Raw genomic sequence first — 22,821 nt, forward strand, 5'->3', positions numbered from 1 at the left:
CGGGGCAGGGGTGCCACGGCCGCCACATCGTCCAGCACAAGGGTGAGTGGTGGGTCGAGGCGGCCGGAGCCGCACCCTGTCGGGGTGCGGAGTCCGGACCGGGGGTCCGTTGTGTCCGCCGGGGCGGTGGGGCGGCCCGTCCGGGCCACCGGCTACCGGCTACCGGCCGCGTGATCCCGCGGCCGGTCAGCCGTTCATGGCGTCGGTCAGTTGTTCATGCCGGTCCGCCAGGACGACCCGGTCCGGTTCTCCCGCCAGTCGCTGGGCGACATGCCGTACGCGGAGCGGAAGCTGCGGCTGAAGTGTGTGGCGTTCGCGAACCCCCAACGCCTCGCGACCGCGGACACCGTGTTGTCGTCCCGCCCCGGGCGGGCCAGCTCCCGGCGTGCCTCCTCCAGACGGCGGTTCTGGATCCATCGGCCGACCGTGCTGTCGTGGTCCTCGAAGAGCTTGTGGAGGTAGCGGATCGAGATGTGCTGGGCCGAGGCGACGGTCGCGGGGGTCAGGCTCCGGTCCCACAGATGCGCGTCGACGTGGGCGCGGACCTGCCGGACCAGAGCCTGACGCTCCTGCCCGCCGTCACGCTCCTCGGAGTCCTGGGGGCCCTGGTCGAGGTCCTCGACGGCGAGCAGGGCCACCCATTCGGCGACACTTCCCGCCAGATGGAGAGCCGTCCGGGGCGAGTAGCCGTCCAGCGCGCCGACGATGTCCCGCAGGAGAGGACGCAGCAGCGGCACCACGGCGCCGTCGGAGAACGGGGCCCGGGCGCACAGGGCCCGTACCTGGTGATCGGCGAGCGTGAGGACGCGCCGCGGAACCCGCACCAGGTGCAGTTCGAAGTCCTCCGACTCGCGGAGCGTGAACGGCTCCTCGCCGTCGCAGACGAAGAGGTCGTCCGGACCGCAGGCCGCGGTGGTGCCCCGCCGGACCAGGTCCGCCCGGCCGAAGGAGTGGACACCCAGCAGCAGGCTCGGCTCGGCGACAACGTTGTCCGATGCATGGATGTACACCCCCGGCGCTCCGCCCACGGTGTCGATCCGCAGGAAGCCGAGGGCGCGGGCATCGGCCGGCCGCCCGGTGCGGGCGCCTCCGCCGCGGGCACGCCCGTCGGCGTCATGGGTACTGTGCGTCCCACCGGGAGCGGTGGCTACGGGCGTCAGGCTCATGCGGCCCCCTTCGAAGCGTTCCTTCGGGTGCCGGGACATTTCCGGCGTCGAGGCCCCGCACCAGGGCGAGCCCCATGCGCTCCAGAGTGCGACCGCCGCGGCCAGGAAAGGTGCTGGTCAGCCCGATCTGTGCGGGGACAGGCAAGAGCCGTGCACAGTGAGGCATCGCGATATTGACGCGGCCTTAACGAGACTGGTCCCGGAGACATTGACGCGCCCTTAACGCGACTGGCCCCGGGGCATTGACGCGCTCTTGACGCGACCGGCCCAGGGGCGTTGACGCGTTCTTGACGCGACTGATCCAGGAACACGGGCGGGGTCTTCATGCGAATGTGGCTCCGGAAGTGCTCCCGGAAGCACGAGGAGAGGGGAGACGTGGACGACGGGTCAGCCGATACGGCTCTGGTCGGCCGCCGGCGCGAGCGCGCGCTGCTGGAGCGGTCCTTGGAGACGGCGCGGTCCGGGGCGGGCGGCTCGGCGACGATGTTGCGCGGCGACGTCGGCATCGGGAAGACCGCGTTGCTGGACTGGACGGCCGCACGCGCCGACCACAGCGGCTTCACCGTGCTGCGGGCACGCGGGGTCGAGGTGGAGGCCGGCATCGCGTTCGGGGCGCTGCACCAGGTGCTCCGGCCGTTACTGGAGAGCTCGTGCGGGCTGCCCCGGCAGCAACGGGTCGCCCTGGAGCGGGCCCTGGGGCTGCGCGACGGACTGCCGTCCGACGGCTTCATGGTCGGCGCCGCCGCGCTCGCCCTGCTGGCGGAGGAGGCGCGTCGGCGTCCGGTGCTGATCCTCGTGGACGACCTGCACTGGGTGGACTCCTCCAGCGCCGCCGTCTTCGTCTTCCTGCACCAGCGGATCGGTGACCTGCGTGCGGTCATGGTGTGCGCGAGCCATCCCGAGGGCCCGGCGCTGGACGGATGGCCCGCATACCCTGTGGACGTCGAGGGGCTCTCGGGTGACGACGCCCGCACGCTGCTGCGGCACCGGCATCCGGGACTGGCGACCGCCACCGCTCAGCGGGTGATGGACGAGGCCGCGGGCAATCCCCTGGCCCTGGTCGAGCTGCCCGGGCAGCTCGCGCACGAGCACCGCACGGGCATCGTGCCGCTGCCGCGTGAGCTGCCGCTCGGACAGCGGCTGGAAGCGGTCTTCGTCCGGCGGGTCCGCTCACTGCCCGCGGACGCGGCCCGGACGCTGCTGCTCAGCGCCCTGGCCGACACCCGTGCCGCCGACAACGGCGCCGTCGGGGAGCCGGGACCCGGCCCGGACCGTACGGAGCGAACCCTGGGGCACATCGAGACCAGCGGCCTGGCCCGCCTGGACCGCACCGGACGACTGGTCTTCCGGCATCCGCTGGTGCGCAGCGCGGTGGTCGCGTGCGCCTCGACGGCCGAGCTGCGGGCCGCCCATCGGGTGCTGGCGCGGCGGCTGCCCGAGGACGACCCGCGCAGACCGATGCACGAGGCGTCCGCCGCCGAAGGGCCGAACGAGCGGCTCGCCGCGCGGCTTCAGGAGGCCGGCACGCGCATCGCGCGGCGCGGCGGCGACGCGGAAGGCGCGCTGCTGCTGGACCGCGCGGCCGCCCTCAGCGCCGATCCCGAAGACCGGGCACGCCGGCTGGCCTGGGCAGCGGTGATGTCGGCCCGGGGCGGGCGCCTGGCGTACACGGCGAGACTGGTGGCGGAGATCGAGCGGGGCCCGGTGCCCGAGGACATCGCCCCGTTGCTGGCCTATGCGGTCGTCTACGTCGACCAGAGCCACCGCATCGACTTCACCTCGTCGTTCTCGCTGCTGCCCGCCGCGCTGGCCGCGCTGACCGCCCCCGGCGCGCCGGTCCACGACGACCTGGTGGAGCAGGTGTTCTTCAAGCTGCTCCTGGCCTGCTCGTACACGGGCGACTCCCACGGATGGAAGACGCTGGAGCGGTACCGGGAGCATGTCTCCCCCGCCGCCCGGTTGTGTCACCGCGCCTGGGCCTCCACGCCGCGAACGGCGCACGGCGTGGAGGTGGAACTGCGGTCGCTGGTGGAGCGGATGGCGGCCGGGCGGGAGACCGGCCGCGCCTGGCTGCTGCTGTGGGCGGCAACGGCGGTGGACGCCGCCGACACGGAGCTGTCACGGCCCTTCGACGGGGAACACACGTATGCCACAACGGGATCCGTCGCGAAAGCGAGGTGCTACCAGGCGTTCCTGCGGGGCCGTTGGGATGCCGCCGAGGACTGTCTGCGCGAGGCCGACGCCGCGGAGGAACGGGGCTATCACTGCAACGCGCTGCTCTTCAGGCACTACTACGCTCACTTCCTGGCGGGCCGTGGTGACGAGCAGGGCCTGCGGGAGCTGCGGGCGCGGATCGAGCCGGTGGCGCGGGGTGCCCGGATGCGGTTCGTGACGGACCGTCTGGACCATCTCGAGGCGCTCGCCGCCCTGGCGCACGGGCGGCACGAGGAGGCGTACGCCCGGCTACGCCGCATGCGGGAACCGAGTGAGCTGCCGGACGGTCCGCCTTGGTTCCACCTGGCGTTCTTCGACCTCGTGGCCGCGAGCCTGCGCTGCGGCCGGCGTGCGGAGGCACTCGCCCAGGTCGCGGCGGGACGGGCGGCGCGCATGGACCTCATCTCGGCGCATCACGCCTTCCTGCTGGCCGCGGCGACCGCGCTGACCGCCGAAAACGACGCGGACGCGGCCTACGCTGCGGCCTACGCCGTGCCGGGCGCCGGGCGATGGGTCTTCGATCTGGCGCGTTTGCGGCTGGCACACGGTTCCTGGCTGCGCAGCCGGGGGCGGCGGGGCGAGGCCGACGAGCAGTTGCACGCCGCCCTGCGGAGCTTCCGCGAGCTGCGGGCCGCGCCCTGGGCGGAGCAGTGCCGGGCCGAACTCCGTACCGTCGGCCCCTACGCGAACGCCACGGCGGCCGAGGCCTCCGCACTGACAGCGCAGGAGCTTCGTATCGCCCGGCTCGTCGCGACCGGGCTGACGAACAAGGAGGTCGGCGCCGCGCTGCACCTGTCCCCCCGCACGATCGGGGCGCACCTCTACCGGATCTTCCCCAAACTCGGGATCACCTCGCGGGCGGCTCTGGCCTGGGCGCTGCGGGACAGCTGAGCCGCTCCGGGCCACGGTCCCGGGTCGGCGGCCCGGGTCAGTCCTCGGCGGCCCCGCGTTCCGCCGGGGGGCGGGCCGCTTCACCGCGGGTCTCCTCCAGGGCGCGGGCCACTCCGGCGCGGGTCGTGACGCCCAGCTTGGGGAAGATGCGGTAGAGGTGAGCGCCGATCGTACGCGGCGACAGTTCGAGACACTCCGCGATCTGACGGTTAGTCAGCCCTTGGGCGGCCAGTTCGGCGATCCTCAACTCCTGTGCCGTCAGCAGCGAGTGCCCCCCGGCTTCGTCACCGGACGCCTCGACGTCCGCCTCCGCGTCCGCCGCGGCGAGCTCCCGGGACGCCTGTTCCGCCCAGGGCAGGGCGCCGAGGCCGGTGAAGGCGTCGAGCGCGGCCTCGCAGTGGACGGTCGCGGCCTTGCGCCGGCCGTGTCGCCGGAGCCATGCGCCGTGGGCCAGATGGACCCGGGCGAGCGGGAAGGGCCAGGTGTCCGCGCCGGGGAGGGCGTACACGACCGCGTACCGCCCTTCTGCCTCGTCCTCGTCGGCGGCGAGGGCCTCGGCAACGGCCACCAGGAAGGCGTGATGGGCCGAGACACGGGCGATGCCGGCCACACGGACCGCCCGCAGATGGCGCCGGGCGTCGGCCCGGCGCCCGCTGTCGACCGCGGCCTGCACCCAGTCGACGAGCGACAGGTGGAACCAGCGAGAACGGGCCGGGACGACCCCCGGCGGATGGAGGGTCCGCGCCTGCTCCCAGGCCTCCTCGGCCCGGCCGCGGCCGAGCGCGCACAGCACCTTCCATCCCTGCAGACGCTCGGTGACGAACCGCATCCGCTGCCTCCGGGCCGACGCGGTGAGGACGGGTTCCAGGGCGTCGAGCGCGGCGAGGTCCCCCCGAGCGGCCAGGACCTGCGCCACGTTCTGCAGGCACAGCATCTCGTTGAACGCGTAGCCGAAGGCCGCGGAGGCCTGGGCGCCCTGGCGGGAGCCGGCGAGGGACGCGTCCCAGCGGCCGTGCAGGAAGTCGTCATGGGCGCGCAGGGTGTCGATGAGCGCCTGGGTGGCGTAGGAGTGACAGCGCGCGTAGCGGCTCCACATCTCGGCGTGGTCGCCGAAGGCGTCGACGGCGACGGCCGTCCACAGCAGGAGCCAGGCCGCGGCGGTCTCCCCCTGCTCGGGCAGGGCCGCGAGCGCCTCGCGCAGCCGGAGCGGCACGTCGTGGACGGTGGCGGAGGAGCCGGCCCAGGCCCGCCGGCACAGCGCGGCCGGCTCGGAGGCGTCCGCCACCGGGTGCTCAAGGGCGGCCCAGGCCCGTTCGTCGCCCGTGTGGATCGCGACGACGATGAGCAGACAGAGGATCCATTCCGCCAGGGCCGCGGGCGGTTCCCCGGCCGTCGGCGAGGCCAGCTCGTCCAGCACGCCGGGGAGCAGCTCGATCGACGGCGTGGGGTCGCCGTCGAGCTGCAATCGGGTGTGGGCGACGGCGAAGGCGTAGGGGGCGGCGGGTTCGGGCCTTCCGGGACGGGCCTCGCTCTCCGCCTCGGCGACGAGCTCCTCCGCCAGGCGCAGACGTCCGCCATGGGCGGCCATGACCGCGGCGGCGACCAGGCGCGCGGCCCGGCTCGTGCCGTCCGGGGTGAGACCGGCCGCCCGGGCCATCAGGTCCGCCGCCTCGGCGTGTCCGCCCCGGGCGGCCATGCTGTCGGCCTCCGCGTGCACCCGCGCGGCCAGTTCGCCGTCGGTGCCGATGGCGGCCGCCGCCAGATGCGTGATCCGCTGCGCGCTTCCCTCGGGCAGGGTGTCCGCCAGCAGCCGGTGCGCGGCGCGGCGCTCCGCCGGCGAGGCGCTGTGCACCAGGCCCGCACGCACCAGGGGATGGTGGAAGACCACCCGGTCCGACGCCGGATCGGTGTGCGCCAGTCCCGAGGCGTCGATCCGGTCACGGATCTCCGTCCAGGTCGCTTCCGCTCCCCGGGCCGCCACCTCCCGCAGCAGGGTGGTGTGCTGGGCGAAGGAGCCGCCGAGTGCCGCCACCAGCAGCAGGTGCCGGGTGCCGTCCGGCAGCGCGCGCAGCCTGTCCTCGTACAGCCGCCCCAGACGTTCGCCCACCGGCAGTTCGTCGAACGGCTCGGTGACCCCGATGGTCGTCGGGTCCTCCCGGAACGCGGAGTCGTCCTCCCCGGCCCTGCGGATCCGCACGGGAAGTTCGTGCAGCGCGAGCGGGTTCCCGCCGGCCGCGCGCAGCACCCGGCGGCGCGCCTGGCCGGGCAGATGCGGGTGGAGGGTGCGCAGCAGCAGTTCGGCCTGCCGGTCGTCCAGCGGTTCGAGGTCGAGCACCCGGCCCGGGGGCCCCTGCGGGTCGTCCCCTTCCTCCCGCGCCGCGGCCGGATCCCGTCGGCTCGGGGCTCCCGTCGGCCGCGTCGCCCCGATGACCACGACGGGCAGCCCGGCCAGGCGCCGTTGCACATGGCTGAACACGTCGGCGCTGGAGCGATCGGCCCACTGGAGGTCGTCGAGGAGTACGACGAGGGGCCGGCGCGCGGCCTCGTGGGCGAGCAGGGTGAGGGTGGCGCCGGCCACCGTGTGCCCCACGGGCAGCACGCTTTCGCGCACGCCCAACGCGCTTTCCAGGACGTCGCGTTGTTCCTCCGTGAGGGCGCCCGCGTCGTCGAGCAGCGGCCAGAGCACCTGGTGCAGGGCGGCGAACGGCAGGGACGACTCCGCCTCGGCGCCGGCCATCCGCAGGACACGCAGCCCGGCGCGGCGGGCCGCCGCCTCGGCCGCGTTCAGCAGCGCCGTCTTCCCCATACCCGGATCGCCCCGCAGCAGGACCGACGCCCCGGCGGAGGCGATGTGCGCCAGAGCCGAGTCCAGGACCGCGAGATGCGTGTCCCGCCCGGTCAGGACCGGTACGGCCGCAAGCCCCCCGGACATGTAGGCATCGCTCATGAGCTCGGAGACTCCGCCTCTTCCGCACCGCCATACCGGTGCTGTTCCTCCGGCCGCCCTCACGCACCGTGACCGCTGAAGTCCCGGCCCCCAGGAAGCGGACGATAGAGCCGGTATTCAACCACAGGGGACACCTCGGACGCCGACGGTATCCCGCCGCCGGCGCCTTGGTCACGTTGAGCCAGCGCACCATCGCGCAGCGCACTCGCTCTGCCGCCATCGAGACCGGCGGGGATGGAAGGGCACCCAGGCGGGCAGGTATGTAATATGACAGAGCGGGGATTTATGGACATCGCACGACTCCGGCCCACCCGGCATCGCCATAGCGCCGTGGACGGAGGCGGGGAGGGAAACGGGGACGGACCGTGATCACCCATCCCTCGTACGGGGTGGAGCCCTGGTGCGTCCGTGAGGCCGGGCTGGACCTGGACGTCCTGGCGCAGAGCGAATCGGTCTTCGCCCTGTCCAACGGACACATCGGCTGGCGCGGCAACCTCGAGGAGGGCGAGCCGCACGGGCTGCCCGGCTGCTACCTCAACGGCGTCCACGAGGTGCATCCGCTGCCCTACGCCGAGGCCGGATACGGCTTCCCGGAGTCCGGCCAGACGGTCATCAACGTCACCGACGGCAAGCTCATCCGCCTCCTCGTCGACGACGAGCAGGCCGATCTGCGCTACGGGCACCTCCGCTCCCACGAACGGGTACTGGATCTGCGCGCCGGGGTCCTCCGCCGGGTGTGCGAGTGGGTCTCACCGGTGGGCAAGGGCGTCCGCGTGCGCTCCACCCGTCTGGTCTCCTTCACCCATCGGGCCATCGCCGCGATCGTCTACGAGGTGGAGCCGCTGGACGACGAGGTGGGGATCGTCATCCAGTCCGAACTCGTCGCCAACGAGCCCATGCCGCAGCCCAGCGCCGACCCCCGGGTCGCCGCAGCCCTCAAGTCCCCGCTGCGGCCCGAGGAGCACTATGCCGGGGGGATGCGGCTGCGGCTGATCCACCGCACCGAGCAGAGCGACCTGCGGATCGCGGCCGCCGCCGACCACATCGTGCAGGGCCCGGCCTCCACCCGGACCACCAGCGAGAGCGCGGACGACGTCGCCCGGCTCACCGTCATCACCGACCTCAAGCCCGGCGAGAAACTCCGGCTGGAGAAGCTGGTCTCCTACGGCTGGTCCGGGCTGCGCTCGCTGACGGCCCTGCGGGACCAGGCGGAGGCCGCGCTCGCCGAGGCGGGCAGCACCGGCTGGCAGGGCCTCCTCGACGAACAGCGGGCCGTCCTGGACGACTTCTGGCTCCATGCCGATGTGGAGGTGGACGGCGACCCGGAGATCCAGCAGGCCGTGCGCTTCGCGCTCTTCCACGTACTGCAGGCGGCCGCCCGGGCCGAGCAGCGGGCCATCCCGGCCAAGGGCCTGACCGGCTCGGGATACGACGGGCACTCCTTCTGGGACACCGAGATCTACGTCCTGCCGCTGCTGACCTTCACCCATCCGCGCAGCGTCGCCGCGGCACTGCGCTGGCGGCAGGACACCCTGCCGGCGGCGCGCGCCCGCGCCCGCCAACTCGGGCTGAAGGGAGCGGCGTTCCCCTGGCGCACCATCGCAGGCGCGGAATGCTCCGGCTACTGGCCGGCCGGTACCGCGGCGTTCCACATCAACGCCGACATCGCCCATGCCGTCCATCGCTATGTCGCGGTCACCGGCGACGCGGACTTCGAGCGCGACACCGGCGTGGAACTGCTCGTGGAGAGCGCCCGGCTGTGGCTCTCCCTCGGCCACCACGACTCCGGCGGCCGCTTCCACATCGACGGGGTGACCGGCCCCGACGAGTACAGCGCGCTCGCGGACGACAACGCCTACACCAACCTCATGGCCCAGGGCAATCTGCGGGCCGCCGTCGAAGCCGTAGAACGCCATCCCCGGCAGGCAGCCGCGCTCGGCGTGGCCGAGGAGGAGATCACCGCGTGGCGGAGCGCCGCCACGGCGATGACCGTGCCGTACAACGGTGCGCTGGGCATCCACGAGCAGGCCGCGGGCTTCACCCGCCACCAGGCCTGGGACTTCTCCCGCACCCGGCCCGAGGACTACCCCCTGCTGCTGCACTTCCCGTACCTGGAGCTCTACCGCAAGCAGGTGGTCAAACAGGCTGACCTCGTGCTCGCGATGTATCTGCGCGGTGACGCCTTCGACGCGGGGCAGAAGGCACGGAACTTCGCCTACTACGAGCCGATCACCGTCCGTGACTCCTCGCTGTCGGCCTGCATCCAGGCGGTCATCGCCGCCGAGGTCGGCCATCTGAGCCTGGCCTACGCCTATCTCGGCGAGGCGGCCCTGATGGATCTGGACGACCTGGAGCGCAACGCCCGCGACGGACTGCACATCGCCTCGCTGGCGGGTTCCTGGATCGCGCTGGTCGCCGGCTTCGGCGGGATGCGCCACCACGCGGGAACCCTGTACTTCGCGCCCAGGCTGCCCACGGAGCTGAGCCGGCTCGCCTTCTCGGTGCAGATCCGCAAGCAGTGCCTGCGGGTGGAGATCACCGGGTCCCGGGCCACGTACACGCTGGTGAGCGGGGAAAGCCTCCGGATCAGCCACTACGGGGAGCCGGTGACCCTGTCCCCCGGCACCTCCGAGAGCCGGCCCGTCAGACCGTCGCCCCCCTTGCCGACCCCCGCCCAGCCGCCCGGACGCGGCCCCGAGCGCCCGTGCTGACCGCCCGCCGAGTACACGCGGGCCGACACCTGGGTGTATGCAGGAGATATGCGCCTCCAGCCCCGCGCAGGTGTCGACTGGTCGTTGCGGTCGAACCGAGGACTCGTGGCCGTCCCGGTCGCGCTGATCGCAGCGATCACGATCGCCGACATCCTCACACCCCAGAACATCCACCTCGGGCCGTTGCTCGTGGTCGCCCCGGCGCTCACCGCCTCCTTCGGCAGTTCCAGACTCACGGCCCTGATCGGAGCCCTCGCCGTGGCAGCGCTGGTGGCGATCTCCGTGATCCGCACCAGCTTGTTCACCTCCGACCACGAAAGCCAGCTCATCTCGCTCGTCCTGATCTGCGCGTTCACCGTGCTGTTCTGCCGACTGCGCGAGCGGCACAGCGCGGAGCTGAGACAGATACGGTCGGTGGCCGAAGCCGCACAGCAGGTCGTCCTGCATCCGCTGCCCGAGCGGATCGGCCCCCTGCGCATCGCCAGCGCCTACCGGGCCGCCACGGACCAGGCCCGCATCGGCGGCGACCTGTACGCGGCCGTACGCACCGCGACCGGGACCCGGCTGCTCATCGGAGACGTCCGCGGCAAGGGCCTGCCCGCCATCGAGGAGTCGGCACTCGTGCTGGGCGCGTTCCGCAGCGCGGCCCACCGCGAGCCGGCGCTCACCGCGCTGCGGAGGGAACTCGATGCCATCGTGGTCTGGAGCCGATGCCAACCGCCCAGGGACTGCCCCGACACGGAGGAGTCCTTCATCACGGCCGTCCAGGTCGACATCCCGGACGACGAACCCGTCATCCACGTCCTGAACTGCGGGCACCCGCCGCCGATCCGGCTGCGCGACGGGCACACCACCGTGCTGGCACCCCGGCAGTACACGACTCCCCTCGGCATGGGTCTGCCGCAGGCCCCGCAGGGCGACGTGGACACCTTCGCCTTCGAACCCGGCGACACGCTGGTGCTCTACACCGACGGCGTCACCGAGGCGCGCGACCGGGCAGGCCGCTTCTATCCCCTCGCCGACCGCCTCTCGGCCTGGCCGGACGCGGAGACCCCCGAGGGCCTCATCGACCGCCTCCGCGACGACCTCGTCGCGTTCTGCGGCGGAACCTTCGCCGACGACGCCGCCGCGGTCGTGGTGCGCCGCGAGCCGGTCACCGGCGATCCCGCGCAGAAGCCGGCCAAGACCGCCCGGCCGGCCCGCCGTCCCTCCGTCGTACACCGGTCCCTTTGAAGTGCTCTCCCGGCTGAGGCCGGTAGACGTCGCACCCGGCTCCCGCCCCCGCGGCCGGTGCCCACCGGCCGCGCTCGGTGTGCTGTCCCTTCGGCTGCCGGACACCGTGCGGTCACACCGAGCGGGAAGGTTTTCGCCGTCCCCTGCCTCGCCCCCTGTCCGTCCGCCGCGTACGAGGCGGATGTGACGCGGAAGGACGACGTGCGCCATGTCCCTGCTCCCGCTCGACGACCTCCCCCGGGCGCCGGCCACCCCCGTGCGCTCCCCCGCTGCCGCGCGCCTGGCCCGCCGGGCGCTGACCCTCCTCCCGCTGGTGCTGCTCGGCGCGTGGGCGGTGGCCGACTGGGATGCCGTACGCGACGGCACCGCCCGGCTGGCCTCCGCCGACCCCCGGTGGCTGCCGGCCGGGATCTTCTTCACCTGCCTGGGCTGGGTGACCGCCGCCTGGGTCCGCCAGGGCGCCGTACCGGAGAGACTTCCGGCGGGACCGCTGCTGGCCTCACAGTTCGCCGCCGGCGCCGCGAACCACGTACTCCCGGCGAGCATCGGCGCCCACGCGGTCACCCTGCGTTTTCTGCAGAACCACGGAATCCCCCTCGCCCGGGCCACCGCCTCCCTCGCCCTGTACTCGCTGGTCAAACCGATCGCGAAGACGCTGGTCCTCCTCGTCTTCATGGTCGCCTTCCCGGACGTGCTGAGGCTCGGTCAACTCGTCCCGGACCAGGGGACGTTGCTGCTGAGCATCGGGCTCGTGGCCATCGGCGTCACCACGGCCTGCGTGCTCCTGGCCCTGGTGCGTCCGCTACGGGACCCGGTGCTCGGCTGCGTCCGCACCGCCCTGACCGACGCACGGATTCTGCACACCCGGCCCAGCCGTGTACTCGCCCTGTGGGGCGGGGCGGCCGCCGGCCCGGTCGTCCAGGCGAGCGTGATCGCCTCGGTCGGGGCCTCACTCGGGCTGCACCTGTCCTGGGCGCAGGTGGTCTTCGCGTTCCTCGCCGCCAGCACGGCCGCCGGGGCCGTGCCCGCTCCCGGCGGCATCGGTCCCGTGGACGCGGCGCTGGTGTTCGCCCTGGTCGGCTACGGCACACCGATGGACCTGGCCACGGCCACCGTCATCGGCTACCGCGTCCTGACGGTCTGGCTCCCCCTCCTGCCGGGCATGCTCGTCCTCACCGCCCTGGTCCACCGCAAGGTGCTGTGAGCACACGGGTGCCGTAGCGTCGCGACCGCGGCCCGCACCGTCACCGCCGCGGCCGGCACCCTGCTCGCCGCCGGCGCATGGCCTCCAGCTGAAGGGTGGGGTCAACAGCCGTTCGACCCACGTTCGATGTCCAGGTCCAGAAAGTGGGCCGAGCATGAGATGCACGGATCGTGGTTGCGGATGGCTCGTTCGCACAGGTGGGCGAGGTCGGCGTCGGACGTGTGGCCCCGTCTCAAGGCAGCTTGGACCAGATCACGCAGGTCCTCCTCGATCGCGCCCTGGTTCTGTGCGGTGGGTGGGATGAGGCAGGCTTGCGTGACGCGTCCGTCATCGTCGAGGGCGTAGTCGTGGTAGAGCAGGCCACGCGGCGCCTCGGTGGCGCCGTGCCCGACGCCCGGTCGGGGAGGCACGTCCACGTACGGGCGGGACGGAGGCTCGTACGAGTCGATGAGCCGCAGGGCCTCCTCCACCGCGTACAGGACCTCCACGGCCCGTACGAGGATGCTTCGGTAGGGGTTTCTGCAGACTTCGCCGCGCACCGTGCCGGCCAGCGGTGGGTCGCTCAGTCCGGCTTCCCGTGCGGCCTGGAGGGCCAGCGGGGAGAGCAGGTGGCCGCTGACGGCGTAGCGGGCCAGCGAGCCGGTGAGGTGTCTGCGGCCGTCCAGCCGGGAATGGAGTGCGGTGGAATGCGGCACCTGCACCTCGGTGACGTGGTCCTGGAAGTCACGCACGGGGAAGCTGTACGTCGGCAGCATGCCGTCAGCCAGCAGGACCGTAGGGACGCCCGTCTCGATGGCGTAGGTGCCGGGCTCGGCCAAGGCGAGCAGGTCGGCGTCGCACTCGGCGTCGGGGAAGTCGAAGCCGGCAACCCAGCGTACGGTGTCCCAGGCGTCGTCGAGGGCGACGCGCAGGCGCTCGGCGAGTGGGCGGAGTTCGGAGCGGGTTGGCGTGCGGTGGAAGCCGCCCAGGCGGACGTTGATGGGGTGGATGGCTCGGCCGCCGAGCAGTTCCATGACGGCGTTGCCCGTCTGTTTCAGACGCAGCCCTCGCTCGACATGTTCCCTGTGTGTGCGTGCCATGTCGATCAGGTTCTCGTGACCGAGGAAGTCCGGAGCGTGCAGCAGATGGATGTGCAGGGTCTGGCTCTCGATCCATTCGCCGCAGTACAGCAGGCGTCGCAAGGCGGCGAGTTGGCCGTCCACAACAACCCCGCAGGCGTCTTCGATGGCTCGGCAGGCGCTCAGTTGGTAGGCGACCGGACAGATACCGCAGATGCGCGAGGTGATGTCGACGGGCTCGGTGTGGGCGCGGCCACGAAGGAAGGCCTCGAAGAACCGAGGGGGCTCGTAGATCCTCAGCCACGACTCGGTGACGGTGCCGTCGAGGATCCGTAGACGCAGGGCGGCCTCACCCTCGACGCGGGTGAGCGCTGGGATGCGGAGGACCCGTGTATCGGCGGCAGGTTCGGTCACGGCCGGTCGTCCTCCTCCACCGCGGTGAAGGCGGTGACGTTGAAGGTGTGCAGAAACCTGCCGATCTCCTCGTCGCTCATTCCGTCGTGGCGCAGCACGGGGATGAGTGCGGGCAGGTTCGTGGTTCCGGCGGGTCCGAAGCAGCCGTAGCAGCCGCGCCCGTAGGTGGGGCAGAGGGCTCCGCACCCGGCGTGGGTGACGGGGCCGAGACAGGGCGTGCCGTGGGCGACCAGGACGCACACGTTGCCGCGTTGCTTGCAGGAGAAGCAGACGCTGTGGTTGGGGATGCCCGGCTTGCGGCCGGCGAGGAAGGCGGTGATGACCTCCAGGAGTTGGGTGCGGTCGATGGGACAGCCGCGCAGTTCGAAGTCGACGGGGACATGCGCGGAGATCGGGGTGGAGGTGGCGAGGGTCTGGATGTAGTCGGGGCGGGCGTAGACCACCTGTACGTACTCCGCCGCGTCGGAGTAGTTCCGCAGTGCCTGGACACCTCCGGCCGTGGCGCAGGCACCGATGGTGACCAGGTGCCGGGATTCCGTGCGGATGCGCCGGATGCGTTCCACGTGCTCCGGTGTGGAGACCGAACCCTCGACCAGTGCCAGGTCGTACGGTCCGGGGGCGACTTCGCTGGACGCTTCCAGGAAATGAGCGATTTCCAACTCACCGGCGAGACCGAGTAGTTCGTCCTCACAGTCGAGCAAGGTGAGCTGACAGCCGTCGCACGAGGCGAACTTGAACACGCCGAGCCGGGGAAGGGGATGCTCCGAGGACGGAACGGTGTCGGTCATCTCACAGCTCCCTTACGGTGAGCAGCGGTTCCGCCAGGTCGTAGCCGACGACGGGCCCGTCACGGCAGAGCAGCAGGGGGCCGAGCTGGCAGTGTCCGCAGTGGCCGGTCGCACAGCGCATGTTGCGTTCCAAGGAGATCCGGACGCGGTCGGAGTGCACTCCTCGGTGGATCAGCTCACGGGCGGTGGCGCGGATCATGACCTCCGGGCCGCACACGAACGCGATGGTGACCGTCGGGGTGAACCGCGCTTCGTCCAGCAACGTGGTGACCACTCCGACCCTTCCGGTCCAGTCACCGGTGGGCCGGTCGACCGTGACGGCGCTGAACGGCTTCCTCCAGGCGGGAAACTCATCCTGGTACAGCAGGTCGTCGGGGGTCCGTGCTCCGACGAGGACGTTCAGCCGCCCGTACGCGTGGCCCTCGTCCAGGACGGCGTGGATCAGGGGGCGCAGCGGCGCGAGTCCGATGCCTCCGGCGACGACGAGTACGTCATGTCCCCGTGCGGCGGTCACGTCCCAGCTTCTGCCGAACGGGCCGCGCACGCCGACCGACGCACCCGGCTGCAGACCACACAGCGCACGGGATACAGCGCCCACCGCGCGGATGGTGTGGGTGAGTCGCCCGTTCCCGGCCGTGCGGGACACCGAGAGGGGGATCTCACCGACTCCGAACGCGTACACCATCGCGTACTGGCCCGGCATGAAGGGCAGCAGGGACTTCCCGACCGGCTCCAGGTCGAGCGTGACCGTGTCGGCCGTCTCACGCTGCCGGCCCACGACGCGATGGGCGAGGGGAACGAGCGTCATGGCGTCGGTCTGCCTGCTTGTGGGCCGTACAGGTCGAGCAACCGCGTGCGGGTCGCCCGCAACCGGTGGCCGATCGTCTCGGCGACGAAGGTGACCAGCGCCAAGCCGAACGCCGGGTGTGTGGCGAACAGTTCACGGACTGCCACGGCATCGAACTCCCAGGCCGACACGGGGCTCTGCGTCTCGGCGCCGAGATGCCATTGGCGCGGTGGGCACAGCCATGACCAGCCCAGCAGGCCGCCTGGGCCGATGGTTTCCACGACGGCTGGGCCGCGGCCGGGGATCTGGACGTCGAGCGCGACGGTTCCCGTGCGGATGATCCAGAAGCGGTCGGCCTCTCCGCCCTCCTCGAAGAGCCGGATGGAGCCGGGGTGGTCGACCTCGTGCCCGAGTCCCATGAGCCGTTCGCGGTGCTCCACCGGAAGGGATGCGAGCATCCCCGTCATGGGATCCGAGTCCGTCCGTGAGTTCATCCCGAGGCCCTCTCCCCCGTGGCCTCCTGATGCAGGGCGTGTGCTTCCTCCGTGAGGTCGATGCCGGTGGGGCACCAGACGATGCAGCGCCCGCAGCCCACGCATCCGGTGCTGCCGAACTGGTCGTGCCACGTGCCGATCTTGTGGGTGAGCCACTGGCGGTAGCGACTGCGTTTGCTCGCCCGGACGGGACCGCCGTGCAGCAGGGTGAAGTCGAGGTCGTAGCAGGAGTCCCAGCGACGCCAGCGCTCTGCGTGGTCCCCGGTCAGATCGCTGACGTCCTCGGTCGTGGTGCAGAAACAGGTGGGGCACACCATGGTGCAGTTTCCGCAGTTCAGGCAGCGAGCGGTGACGTCGTCCCAGCGGTCGGCCTCCAGGTTGTCGCGCATGAGGGCACGCAGGTCGACAGGCGGCATGGACCGGCCCATGTGCTCGGCAGCCTCCCTGACGGCGTCGACCGCCGCGGTGCGTGTGGTGTCATCCACGGTCCGCGTCGGGAGCGCGGCGAGCACGGCGGCGCCCTCCTCGCTCCCGCTCCGGCACAAAAACCGGTGACCGGCGTCGTCCAGCACCTCGGTGAGGACGAGGTCGTACCCGGTGTCCACGGCCGGTCCCGAGTCCATGGACACGCAGAAGCAGGTGGCCCCCGGCTCGGTGCACTCGACCGCGATCAGGAAGGCACCCGTGCGGCGGGAGCCGTAGGCGGGATCCGGGAACCGGCCGCCGATCATCACCCGGTCCAGGATGCGGATGGCCCGCAGATCGCAGGCCCGCACCCCGAGGAACGCGTACGACACGGTCTGCGGTTTCTCCTCGCGCACCGTCAGCTCACCCTCGGAGTCGCGATCCGCAGTCCACTGTCGGACGCGCTGGGGGTGCAGATACGACTTCCAGGACTGTGGCCCCGCACTGTGCGCGAAGACGGCGGTGTCCGCCCTCCGGCGGATCCGGTACCGCCCGGCCTCCAGCTCGACTCCCCAGCCGTGCGGCAGATCGTCGCCGGAATCCAGTTCGGCCAGCACGATGGCCCGGTCCCGAACCGTGGGGCCGATCACCGTACGGCCGCGCTGCTTCAGGACGCGGACCAGCTCATGGAGAGCGTCTCGGCCGAGGACCGCCTCGGCCCGCCCGTCGAGAGCCGCTCCAGCGTTCCCGGGATCGGTCATCGACTTTCCTCTCGATCCTGGCCTCCGGACCGGGAGGACTGGAGCAACGGCGTCGGTCAGCGACGCCACCGCGTCGGGGGATCACACGCAGACCACTGACAGCCTGTCAGATCCTTCTGGCGCGTGGACCGAGTCAGTGCGGCGTGTCCTGGCGGTCCGGAACTGAATGGCCGAGCTGGTGCGGCGATCGTGCGATGAGCGCATCAATCGGCGCGCATCTCTCCTCGGGTGGCCTCGGCCTGCCGTACGACGTCCTCCTCGATGCGCTCCACCAGCCTCCGTGCCGCCTCGGCCACCGACGGCGTCAGACCTGTGCCCAACGACCGATCGGCTCCCTCGACCGCGTACACGATGAGACGGCCGGGACCGCGGCCGAGGCTTTGGGCGAGGTGCACAGACTCGAAGAGACCGAGTGCGTGGCTGCTGTGTCGTCCGGCGGTGGGCCAGCGCACAGGAGCGCCTTGTGCCGGGTACCAGCGGTGGATGCGACCCGGATGCGCGGGAGAGGGGAAGCAGGCGTCCACGACAACGGCCAGACCGGTGTCCTGCCACAGGTCGATCAGCCGTCCGGGGTCGCCGTCGCACTCCTGTACCACGGTGCCGGGCGGCAGCGGCCGGGCCGCGGAGCGCTTCCTCAACAGCGCGATGACCGCGTGACCGACACCGTCGTCCCGCCGGAACTCGTTACCGATCCCGATGACCGCTGTACCGGCGAACGCCGCCACCGGACTGCCTTCCCTGCTCGGGCGCGATGCGTCCGGGCGGCCCCGCACGCGACGGGTCTCGGGCCCCATTCCCTCAGTGTCAGCGGCAGCGCGTCCCGACCGCGGGCGACACGCCCCGTATCAGCCGAACAGACTGCGCACCCGCTTGAGGCACTGTCCGCAGGCCGCACCCGTATGCCGTGCCATCGGGCGCTTCCCGTGGCGGGCCGCCGTGGAGTCGCGCAGCGTGGAGTCGAGGAGCGTGAGTGGCTGCTTGAGAGGTGAGGGGTATGGACAAGGAGGCGTCGGCGCCGCGTGTCGTGGTGGGCATCGACGGATCGGCGTCCTCGCGCGCGGCGCTGCGGTGGGCCGTACGGTATGCCGACCAGATCGGCGGGAGTGTGGATGCCGTGGCCGCGTGGGAGCTGCCGGGGATGTACGGCTGGTCGGGTCCGGTCGTGGACACTGCCTTGGACGAGGACAACGCCCGGCAAAGACTGATCCAGGAGCTGAGGGACGTGCTGGGCACCGAGGGGGCGTCCTCGGTCAGGGCGCTTCTGGTGCGCGGCAACCCCGCCGACGTGCTGCTGCGGGCGGCCGAGGGGGCCGAGGCCCTCGTCGTCGGAAGCCACGGGCGAGGCGGTTTCGCCCGAGCTCTTCTGGGGTCCGTCAGCCACCGGGTCGCGCAGCACGCGAACTGTCCCGTCGTGATCGTCCGCTCGAAAGCGTCGTGACCCGAAGACCATCGAGTGCCTGCTCACCTCATTCACGGTGTGCAGTGGTCTGCTGACCACGATCTCGTCTGTTGCTCAGCCGGGGCGGCTCCAGGTCGGACCCGAGGTCGTCGTGGGCGTAACCGATCGACTGGTGGACGGCGACCACGCCGTCGACGGAGCGGCAAAGTCGCTCGATGACCGGGATGAGGGACCTCTCCTCGACACGGCCGGTCAGGGTCACCACTCCCTCGCGTATGTCGACGCGGATGGTGCCCGGACGAATTCCCAGGGTGGCACCCAGGACATCCTGGTGGATCTCGTCGCTGATTGCCGTGTCGGTGCGCAGGAAGGGCCTCAGCAGGTCACTCCGGCTGACTATTCCGACGAGCTTGCCGACGTCATCGACCACGGGTAGCCGTTTCACCTTGTGTCGGTACATGGTGCGGGCGGTCTCGACGACGTTCCAGCCGGGCCGTGCCGTCACCACGGGGGCGCTCATCATCGCCTCAGCCTTTTCAGCGCCGGCGCGTGCCAGCTCGTCCAGGCTGAGCCGGTGGCCCACCGGTCGCCCCTCCGGGTCGGGCAGACTCGCCGCCTTGCGCAGCAGGTCCGCCTCGGACACGACCCCGACGGGGTGTCCCTCGTCGTCGATGACGGGAACGGCGGTGATGTCGTTGTCACGCAGCAGCTGGGCGATCTGCTTGAAGGACGAGTCGAGGTGTGCCGTGACGACAGCGCGTGTCATGACTTCGGCGACAGTCCGGTGCTGCATGTTCCACGCTCCTTCCGCGCGCGTGCTCCGCACCGGGTCTGCCCGACACTGAGGTGGTGTGCCCTCCCGCACGGTTGCCAGATGCGGTCACATGGTCTGCTTTGTTCACGCCAGTGGCTCCACACCCGATCCGCCAGCCCATCGTGGCCTGCACGTAGGCGCTGCGGCCGAGCGGTGTGCAGCAGAGATCCGAAAACCCTTCTGCTCAGACGATGTCGAGCACCTCGGCCACAGGCCGCCGGGGAGTGGGCTGCCCCTCCGGGCCGTACCCGAGGCGGATCACCATCTGTACGTATGCCATGGCCGACGTCGGATCGCGGACCGCCCACCGGAATTCGGGCCATTCCAGAGGCTGAGAGGTCAAAGACGCGACGAGGCCGTCCAGAGTGGCCTGGAGCCAGACCCTTTCCAGGGCCTGCCCTGCCCGTAGCCAGTCCACCGGCCGGTCCTGGGCCGTGCCCAGCAGGGCGATGTGAGGATGCTCTTCGAAGGGTGCCCAGCCGCGACCGGCCACCGGCCGGCCGACGGTGAGATCACGTACGGGAGAACTCGCTCCCCACTGGCCAGGGCCGAGCGCTTCCGCAGGAATGCCGTCCGAAGGCGAGATCTCGCTCGTGGGTTCCGTTCGGACCCAGTGTGCCGTCTCACCACGTACATCGGGGGCCCATGCCTCGCAGCATTCGGCGTCGTGCACAAGATTCAGTACCGATTGCACGTGCCAGGCATCGGGGAACACCATCCGACTTCCTTCGAGGTGGGCCGCCACGCACAATCCGTCCCTCAAAACATCTGGTATGTCCTCCTCGAGGAAGGGGTGTCGGCTCGTGTGGCGTCGATGGATCGCCGGCTGGAGCAGAGCGAGAGGATCGTCCGGAGGTGCGCTGCCGCTGAGGTCCACCTCGGCCAGGAGTACCGGATCGGAATCGTCGGGCAGCAGGCGAACGGCGGGCTCCCGGCCGGCTGCCACCGCGGCGACGCGCAGGTTGAACAGTGCGGCACCACAGCCCAGATGCAGGCCTCGGTTGTCCGGATCCGTCCTGGGGAGTTCGCGCTCAAGGTCGGCGTACAGCCGCAGGGTGCCGCTGCCGCGATGGAACCGGAACTTCCAGGGTTGCGCGTTGTGCAGGGACGGAGCCGCCGTGGCGGCCTCGACGAGTGGGGTGACGGCGGACGTGTCCGCAGTTGCTGCGGTCACCGGAGCCTCCCTTCCGCGTCGGGCGGATCTCCCCGGCGGGCGCCGCCGGAAGCACGGTCTCGCGCGTACCGCCCGAAACGACCGACGAGACGGTCGCCACACGTTCAGCCTGGGAGCGGGCGGCACGTCTGCGGTAGGGCCACCCGGACCCTTTCGGGACCAAGTGGACCTGGGTCACCGAGGGCAGAGCGCCCGCGGTGACCACCAACGACGCGGGCTCCGTCAGACGCCGAGCCGGGCGAGCCCTCGCCAGAGCCTGACGGTTCCCGGGTGACTCAGGCCGGCGCGTCCGGCACGGCAATGACGGGGCATCGGGCGTGGTGCAGCACGCCTTGGCTCACCGAGCCGAGCAGCATGCCGGCAAAGCCGCCGTGGCCCCGGGTTCCCACCACCAGGCCCAGAGCATGTGCGGACTCCTCGGTCAGCACCTCCACGGTATGACCGCTGATCAGCTCGTGATGCAGCTCCACATTCGGGTACTCCGCACCGCGGCCCGCAACGGTCTCGGAGAGCAGACGCCGGCATTCCTGCTGCGATGCACGTTCGTCGAGCATCCCCAGCAGCCCGGGCTGCCACACGTACACGGCCCGCAGGGCCGCGCCGTGCATGGCCGCCTCCTCGAAGGCGAGGTCGACGGCGGCCGCGGAATGCGTGCTGCCGTCCACGCCGACGACGAAGTACGCGGGCTGCTGGGTGACATGCTCCGGTTCGGGCACGACCACGACGGGGCAGTGGGCGTGTGCCATGACGGGCAGGGCGACCGAGAAGGAGCCGAACACCTCCCTCACGCGGCTGAGGTGTTGCGAGCCCAGTACGACGGCACTGGCGTCGTGGCTCTGCTCCCGCAGGACCCACGCAGGGTCCCCCTCTGCAAGCAACCCGGCCACCTCGACCTGCGATTGCCGGGCTTCGGCGAAAGCCACCGCGTCCTTGAGTGTCTGCTCCCCGGCCTGGTGCATCACCTGGTTCCACGCCTCCCAGGAGGGGGGCACCTGCCACTTCCGGAACTCAACGGTCGGCGTTCCCTCGGCGTGTACCAGACGCAGAGGCACCCGCCGCCGCGCGGCCTCGTCGGCAGCCCAGGCCAGCGCCATCCGCTTCGTGGAGTCGGGGTCGACCCCGACCACGATCGGCCCGTGATGACGGGGTGGGGCCATGGTGATCTCCTGACCGAGCCGTCATGCACCGTGTCCATCGGGTGCCGAGGTGTGCGCGAGGTGTTTGATGTACGCGTCAGGCCCGGGGAAGTACAGCGTCACCCGGTCGGTGTCCTCCCAGTGCACGTCGAAGGGGGGACTGCCGTCCGGGTGGTGGACGCCGACGACCTCGCCCTCTCGGGCGATGATGCCCGGGGCGGTGCCACGTACGACGATCTCGTCACCGACGTGAGCGCGCATGCTGCTGCCCGTGGATTCGGCAGGGGGCGCGTGCTCCGTCCGCCGGTCCTTCCCGGCCGGGGCGGGTGCGGTCATGGCGTCTCGCCTCCTCGACGTGATGACGGAAAGGGCTCGGCAGCCGCTCATGGCCACTACGTATTCCGCGCCGTCGAAGAGCCCTTTCCGGCATTTCAAGGAAAGCCCGTCCCTGCGGGTTTCGCAGGGGCCGATGGTCCCCGGGCCGGGGACCATCGGCCCCCCGCTCGAAACGGGGAGGGACACGGCGGCCGTGTTCCCGCGCGGCTGCCACCATGGCTCCGCGTCGTCGTCACAAGGATGGAGGCCTGCGATCAGTGTGCCCGCCGCTCCCGGATGCCCCGCAGGTAGGAGATGGCCATGGTCACTTCGTACAGATCGGTGGTGGTGACGTCGGACATGGTGATCACCGCACCGAGGGGACCATAGGGACCCTCGGTATGGACTGTTCGGCCTCAGCAGCATGCTGCGGTTCGCGGTGGACTGGAGATGTCAACAGCCGCAGTACCAGTCCTGGAGACGGCAATGGCCACACTTGCACGCAGGCAGAAGTTTCCGTTCCCGGAGATTCCCGAGTGGTTCGAGGGTTTCCCTACGCGTTTCGCGATGCCCACGATGGGTGACCTCTACGCGGTCCGCATCGAGGACTACACGCAGGGTGACCGCTACGTGATGCGGGCGGAGCTCCCTGGAGTCGCGCCCGAGGACATCGATGTCGCCATCGGCGAAGGCGTGCTGACCTTCAAGGCCGAGCGCACCGAGCACGAAGCGGAGAAACACCGCAGTGAGATCCGCTACGGCTCCATGAGCCGCAGTGTGACGCTGCCGCCGGGCGCGAACGAGGACGACGTCAAGGCCGACTACACCGACGGCATGCTCACGGTCAGCGTGGGCCTTGGACGTGAAAAGGCTGAGGCCAGGCACATTGAGGTCACGCACCACGCCTGAT

Annotated in this window: 18 protein-coding genes; 6 read left to right on the forward strand and 12 right to left on the reverse strand. The window is 71.3% G+C overall.

Features of this window, described 5'->3' with window-relative positions; all coding sequences use genetic code 11:
- Positions 1 to 206 precede the first annotated feature (206 nt).
- The gene (locus ACWD5Q_RS30440; protein WP_451430289.1) at positions 207 to 1,166 is read right to left on the reverse strand and encodes a helix-turn-helix domain-containing protein; all 960 of its coding nucleotides are present in this window, start codon (positions 1,164 to 1,166) and stop codon (positions 207 to 209) included.
- A 375-nt stretch (positions 1,167 to 1,541) separates the two neighbouring features.
- Between ACWD5Q_RS30440 and ACWD5Q_RS30445 the strand changes: the two genes are divergently transcribed.
- A complete protein-coding gene (locus tag ACWD5Q_RS30445) occupies positions 1,542 to 4,271 on the forward strand; it encodes an AAA family ATPase (protein WP_451430290.1) in 2,730 nt (909 codons plus the stop codon).
- A 37-nt stretch (positions 4,272 to 4,308) separates the two neighbouring features.
- On the opposite strand, the gene ACWD5Q_RS30450 is transcribed toward ACWD5Q_RS30445, so the two are convergent.
- Complete coding sequence (locus tag ACWD5Q_RS30450; protein ID WP_451430291.1) at positions 4,309 to 7,218, reverse strand: ATP-binding protein; 2,910 nt, start codon at positions 7,216 to 7,218, stop codon at positions 4,309 to 4,311.
- A gap of 365 nt (positions 7,219 to 7,583) precedes the next feature.
- Here ACWD5Q_RS30450 and ACWD5Q_RS30455 point away from each other — a divergent pair, with 365 nt between their 5' ends.
- The 3 genes from ACWD5Q_RS30455 (at position 7,584) to ACWD5Q_RS30465 (ending at position 12,366) form a co-directional block, all read left to right on the forward strand.
- A complete protein-coding gene (locus tag ACWD5Q_RS30455) occupies positions 7,584 to 9,929 on the forward strand; it encodes a glycoside hydrolase family 65 protein (RefSeq protein ID WP_451430292.1) in 2,346 nt (781 codons plus the stop codon).
- A 48-nt stretch (positions 9,930 to 9,977) separates the two neighbouring features.
- A complete protein-coding gene (locus ACWD5Q_RS30460) occupies positions 9,978 to 11,162 on the forward strand; it encodes a PP2C family protein-serine/threonine phosphatase (RefSeq protein ID WP_451430293.1) in 1,185 nt (394 codons plus the stop codon).
- A 208-nt stretch (positions 11,163 to 11,370) separates the two neighbouring features.
- On the forward strand, positions 11,371 to 12,366 hold the full coding sequence (locus ACWD5Q_RS30465; RefSeq protein ID WP_451430294.1) for a lysylphosphatidylglycerol synthase transmembrane domain-containing protein: 996 nt from the start codon (positions 11,371 to 11,373) through the stop codon (positions 12,364 to 12,366).
- A gap of 101 nt (positions 12,367 to 12,467) precedes the next feature.
- Here ACWD5Q_RS30465 and ACWD5Q_RS30470 read toward each other — a convergent pair whose 3' ends face one another.
- The 6 genes from ACWD5Q_RS30470 to ACWD5Q_RS30495 form a co-directional block, all read right to left on the reverse strand.
- Positions 12,468 to 13,838, reverse strand: a complete 1,371-nt coding sequence (locus ACWD5Q_RS30470) for a Ni/Fe hydrogenase subunit alpha (RefSeq protein WP_451430295.1) — start codon at positions 13,836 to 13,838, stop codon at positions 12,468 to 12,470.
- Positions 13,835 to 14,626: an NADH-quinone oxidoreductase subunit B family protein gene (locus ACWD5Q_RS30475; protein ID WP_451430296.1), complete on the reverse strand. Its 792-nt coding sequence runs from the start codon at positions 14,624 to 14,626 to the stop codon at positions 13,835 to 13,837. Before ACWD5Q_RS30475 ends, ACWD5Q_RS30470 begins: the two co-directional genes overlap by 4 nt.
- Before the next feature lies 1 nt (position 14,627).
- Positions 14,628 to 15,434 carry an FAD/NAD(P)-binding protein gene (locus ACWD5Q_RS30480; RefSeq protein WP_451430297.1) on the reverse strand — a complete coding sequence of 269 codons (807 nt, stop codon included), beginning with the start codon at positions 15,432 to 15,434 and terminating at the stop codon, positions 14,628 to 14,630.
- The gene (locus ACWD5Q_RS30485) at positions 15,431 to 15,880 is read right to left on the reverse strand and encodes a cyclic nucleotide-binding domain-containing protein (protein ID WP_451430319.1); all 450 of its coding nucleotides are present in this window, start codon (positions 15,878 to 15,880) and stop codon (positions 15,431 to 15,433) included. The genes ACWD5Q_RS30480 and ACWD5Q_RS30485 overlap by 4 nt, the downstream gene beginning before the upstream one ends.
- Positions 15,881 to 15,903: 23 nt before the next feature.
- Positions 15,904 to 17,073: a 4Fe-4S dicluster domain-containing protein gene (locus tag ACWD5Q_RS30490; RefSeq protein WP_451430298.1), complete on the reverse strand. Its 1,170-nt coding sequence runs from the start codon at positions 17,071 to 17,073 to the stop codon at positions 15,904 to 15,906.
- Positions 17,074 to 17,276: 203 nt separating this feature from the next.
- Positions 17,277 to 17,798, reverse strand: a complete 522-nt coding sequence (locus ACWD5Q_RS30495) for a hydrogenase maturation protease (protein ID WP_451430299.1) — start codon at positions 17,796 to 17,798, stop codon at positions 17,277 to 17,279.
- A gap of 269 nt (positions 17,799 to 18,067) precedes the next feature.
- On the opposite strand from ACWD5Q_RS30495, the gene ACWD5Q_RS30500 reads away from it, so the two are divergent.
- Positions 18,068 to 18,511: a universal stress protein gene (locus tag ACWD5Q_RS30500; protein ID WP_451430300.1), complete on the forward strand. Its 444-nt coding sequence runs from the start codon at positions 18,068 to 18,070 to the stop codon at positions 18,509 to 18,511.
- A gap of 28 nt (positions 18,512 to 18,539) precedes the next feature.
- Here ACWD5Q_RS30500 and ACWD5Q_RS30505 read toward each other — a convergent pair whose 3' ends face one another.
- The 4 genes from ACWD5Q_RS30505 to ACWD5Q_RS30520 form a co-directional block, all read right to left on the reverse strand.
- Positions 18,540 to 19,265, reverse strand: a complete 726-nt coding sequence (locus tag ACWD5Q_RS30505) for a CBS domain-containing protein (protein ID WP_451430301.1) — start codon at positions 19,263 to 19,265, stop codon at positions 18,540 to 18,542.
- A 205-nt stretch (positions 19,266 to 19,470) separates the two neighbouring features.
- Positions 19,471 to 20,460: an Acg family FMN-binding oxidoreductase gene (locus tag ACWD5Q_RS30510; RefSeq protein ID WP_451430302.1), complete on the reverse strand. Its 990-nt coding sequence runs from the start codon at positions 20,458 to 20,460 to the stop codon at positions 19,471 to 19,473.
- 275 nt (positions 20,461 to 20,735) lie between these two features.
- Positions 20,736 to 21,617 (reverse strand): universal stress protein, encoded by an 882-nt coding sequence (locus tag ACWD5Q_RS30515; protein ID WP_451430303.1) that lies wholly within the window; start codon positions 21,615 to 21,617, stop codon positions 20,736 to 20,738.
- Between the two features lie 21 nt (positions 21,618 to 21,638).
- Positions 21,639 to 21,932 (reverse strand): DUF1918 domain-containing protein, encoded by a 294-nt coding sequence (locus ACWD5Q_RS30520; protein WP_451430304.1) that lies wholly within the window; start codon positions 21,930 to 21,932, stop codon positions 21,639 to 21,641.
- A 465-nt stretch (positions 21,933 to 22,397) separates the two neighbouring features.
- Between ACWD5Q_RS30520 and ACWD5Q_RS30525 the strand changes: the two genes are divergently transcribed.
- Positions 22,398 to 22,820 carry an Hsp20/alpha crystallin family protein gene (locus tag ACWD5Q_RS30525; RefSeq protein WP_451430305.1) on the forward strand — a complete coding sequence of 141 codons (423 nt, stop codon included), beginning with the start codon at positions 22,398 to 22,400 and terminating at the stop codon, positions 22,818 to 22,820.
- Position 22,821 lies beyond the last annotated feature (1 nt).

It is taken from the genome of Streptomyces sp. NPDC002513, assembly GCF_053595355.1.

What these genes read in the sequence shown, in the direction of transcription:
- ACWD5Q_RS30440 (WP_451430289.1), bottom strand. Translation starts at nt 1,166, where the DNA reads ATGAGCCTGACGCCCGTAGCCACCGCTCCCGGTGGGACGCACAGTACC.
- ACWD5Q_RS30450 (WP_451430291.1), bottom strand. Translation starts at nt 7,218, where the DNA reads ATGAGCGATGCCTACATGTCCGGGGGGCTTGCGGCCGTACCGGTCCTG.
- ACWD5Q_RS30460 (WP_451430293.1), top strand. Translation starts at nt 9,978, where the DNA reads ATGCGCCTCCAGCCCCGCGCAGGTGTCGACTGGTCGTTGCGGTCGAAC.
- ACWD5Q_RS30465 (WP_451430294.1), top strand. Translation starts at nt 11,371, where the DNA reads ATGTCCCTGCTCCCGCTCGACGACCTCCCCCGGGCGCCGGCCACCCCC.
- ACWD5Q_RS30475 (WP_451430296.1), bottom strand. Translation starts at nt 14,626, where the DNA reads ATGACCGACACCGTTCCGTCCTCGGAGCATCCCCTTCCCCGGCTCGGC.
- ACWD5Q_RS30480 (WP_451430297.1), bottom strand. Translation starts at nt 15,434, where the DNA reads ATGACGCTCGTTCCCCTCGCCCATCGCGTCGTGGGCCGGCAGCGTGAG.
- ACWD5Q_RS30485 (WP_451430319.1), bottom strand. Translation starts at nt 15,880, where the DNA reads ATGACGGGGATGCTCGCATCCCTTCCGGTGGAGCACCGCGAACGGCTC.
- ACWD5Q_RS30490 (WP_451430298.1), bottom strand. Translation starts at nt 17,073, where the DNA reads ATGACCGATCCCGGGAACGCTGGAGCGGCTCTCGACGGGCGGGCCGAG.
- ACWD5Q_RS30500 (WP_451430300.1), top strand. Translation starts at nt 18,068, where the DNA reads ATGGACAAGGAGGCGTCGGCGCCGCGTGTCGTGGTGGGCATCGACGGA.
- ACWD5Q_RS30505 (WP_451430301.1), bottom strand. Translation starts at nt 19,265, where the DNA reads ATGCAGCACCGGACTGTCGCCGAAGTCATGACACGCGCTGTCGTCACG.
- ACWD5Q_RS30515 (WP_451430303.1), bottom strand. Translation starts at nt 21,617, where the DNA reads ATGGCCCCACCCCGTCATCACGGGCCGATCGTGGTCGGGGTCGACCCC.
- ACWD5Q_RS30520 (WP_451430304.1), bottom strand. Translation starts at nt 21,932, where the DNA reads ATGACCGCACCCGCCCCGGCCGGGAAGGACCGGCGGACGGAGCACGCG.
- ACWD5Q_RS30525 (WP_451430305.1), top strand. Translation starts at nt 22,398, where the DNA reads ATGGCCACACTTGCACGCAGGCAGAAGTTTCCGTTCCCGGAGATTCCC.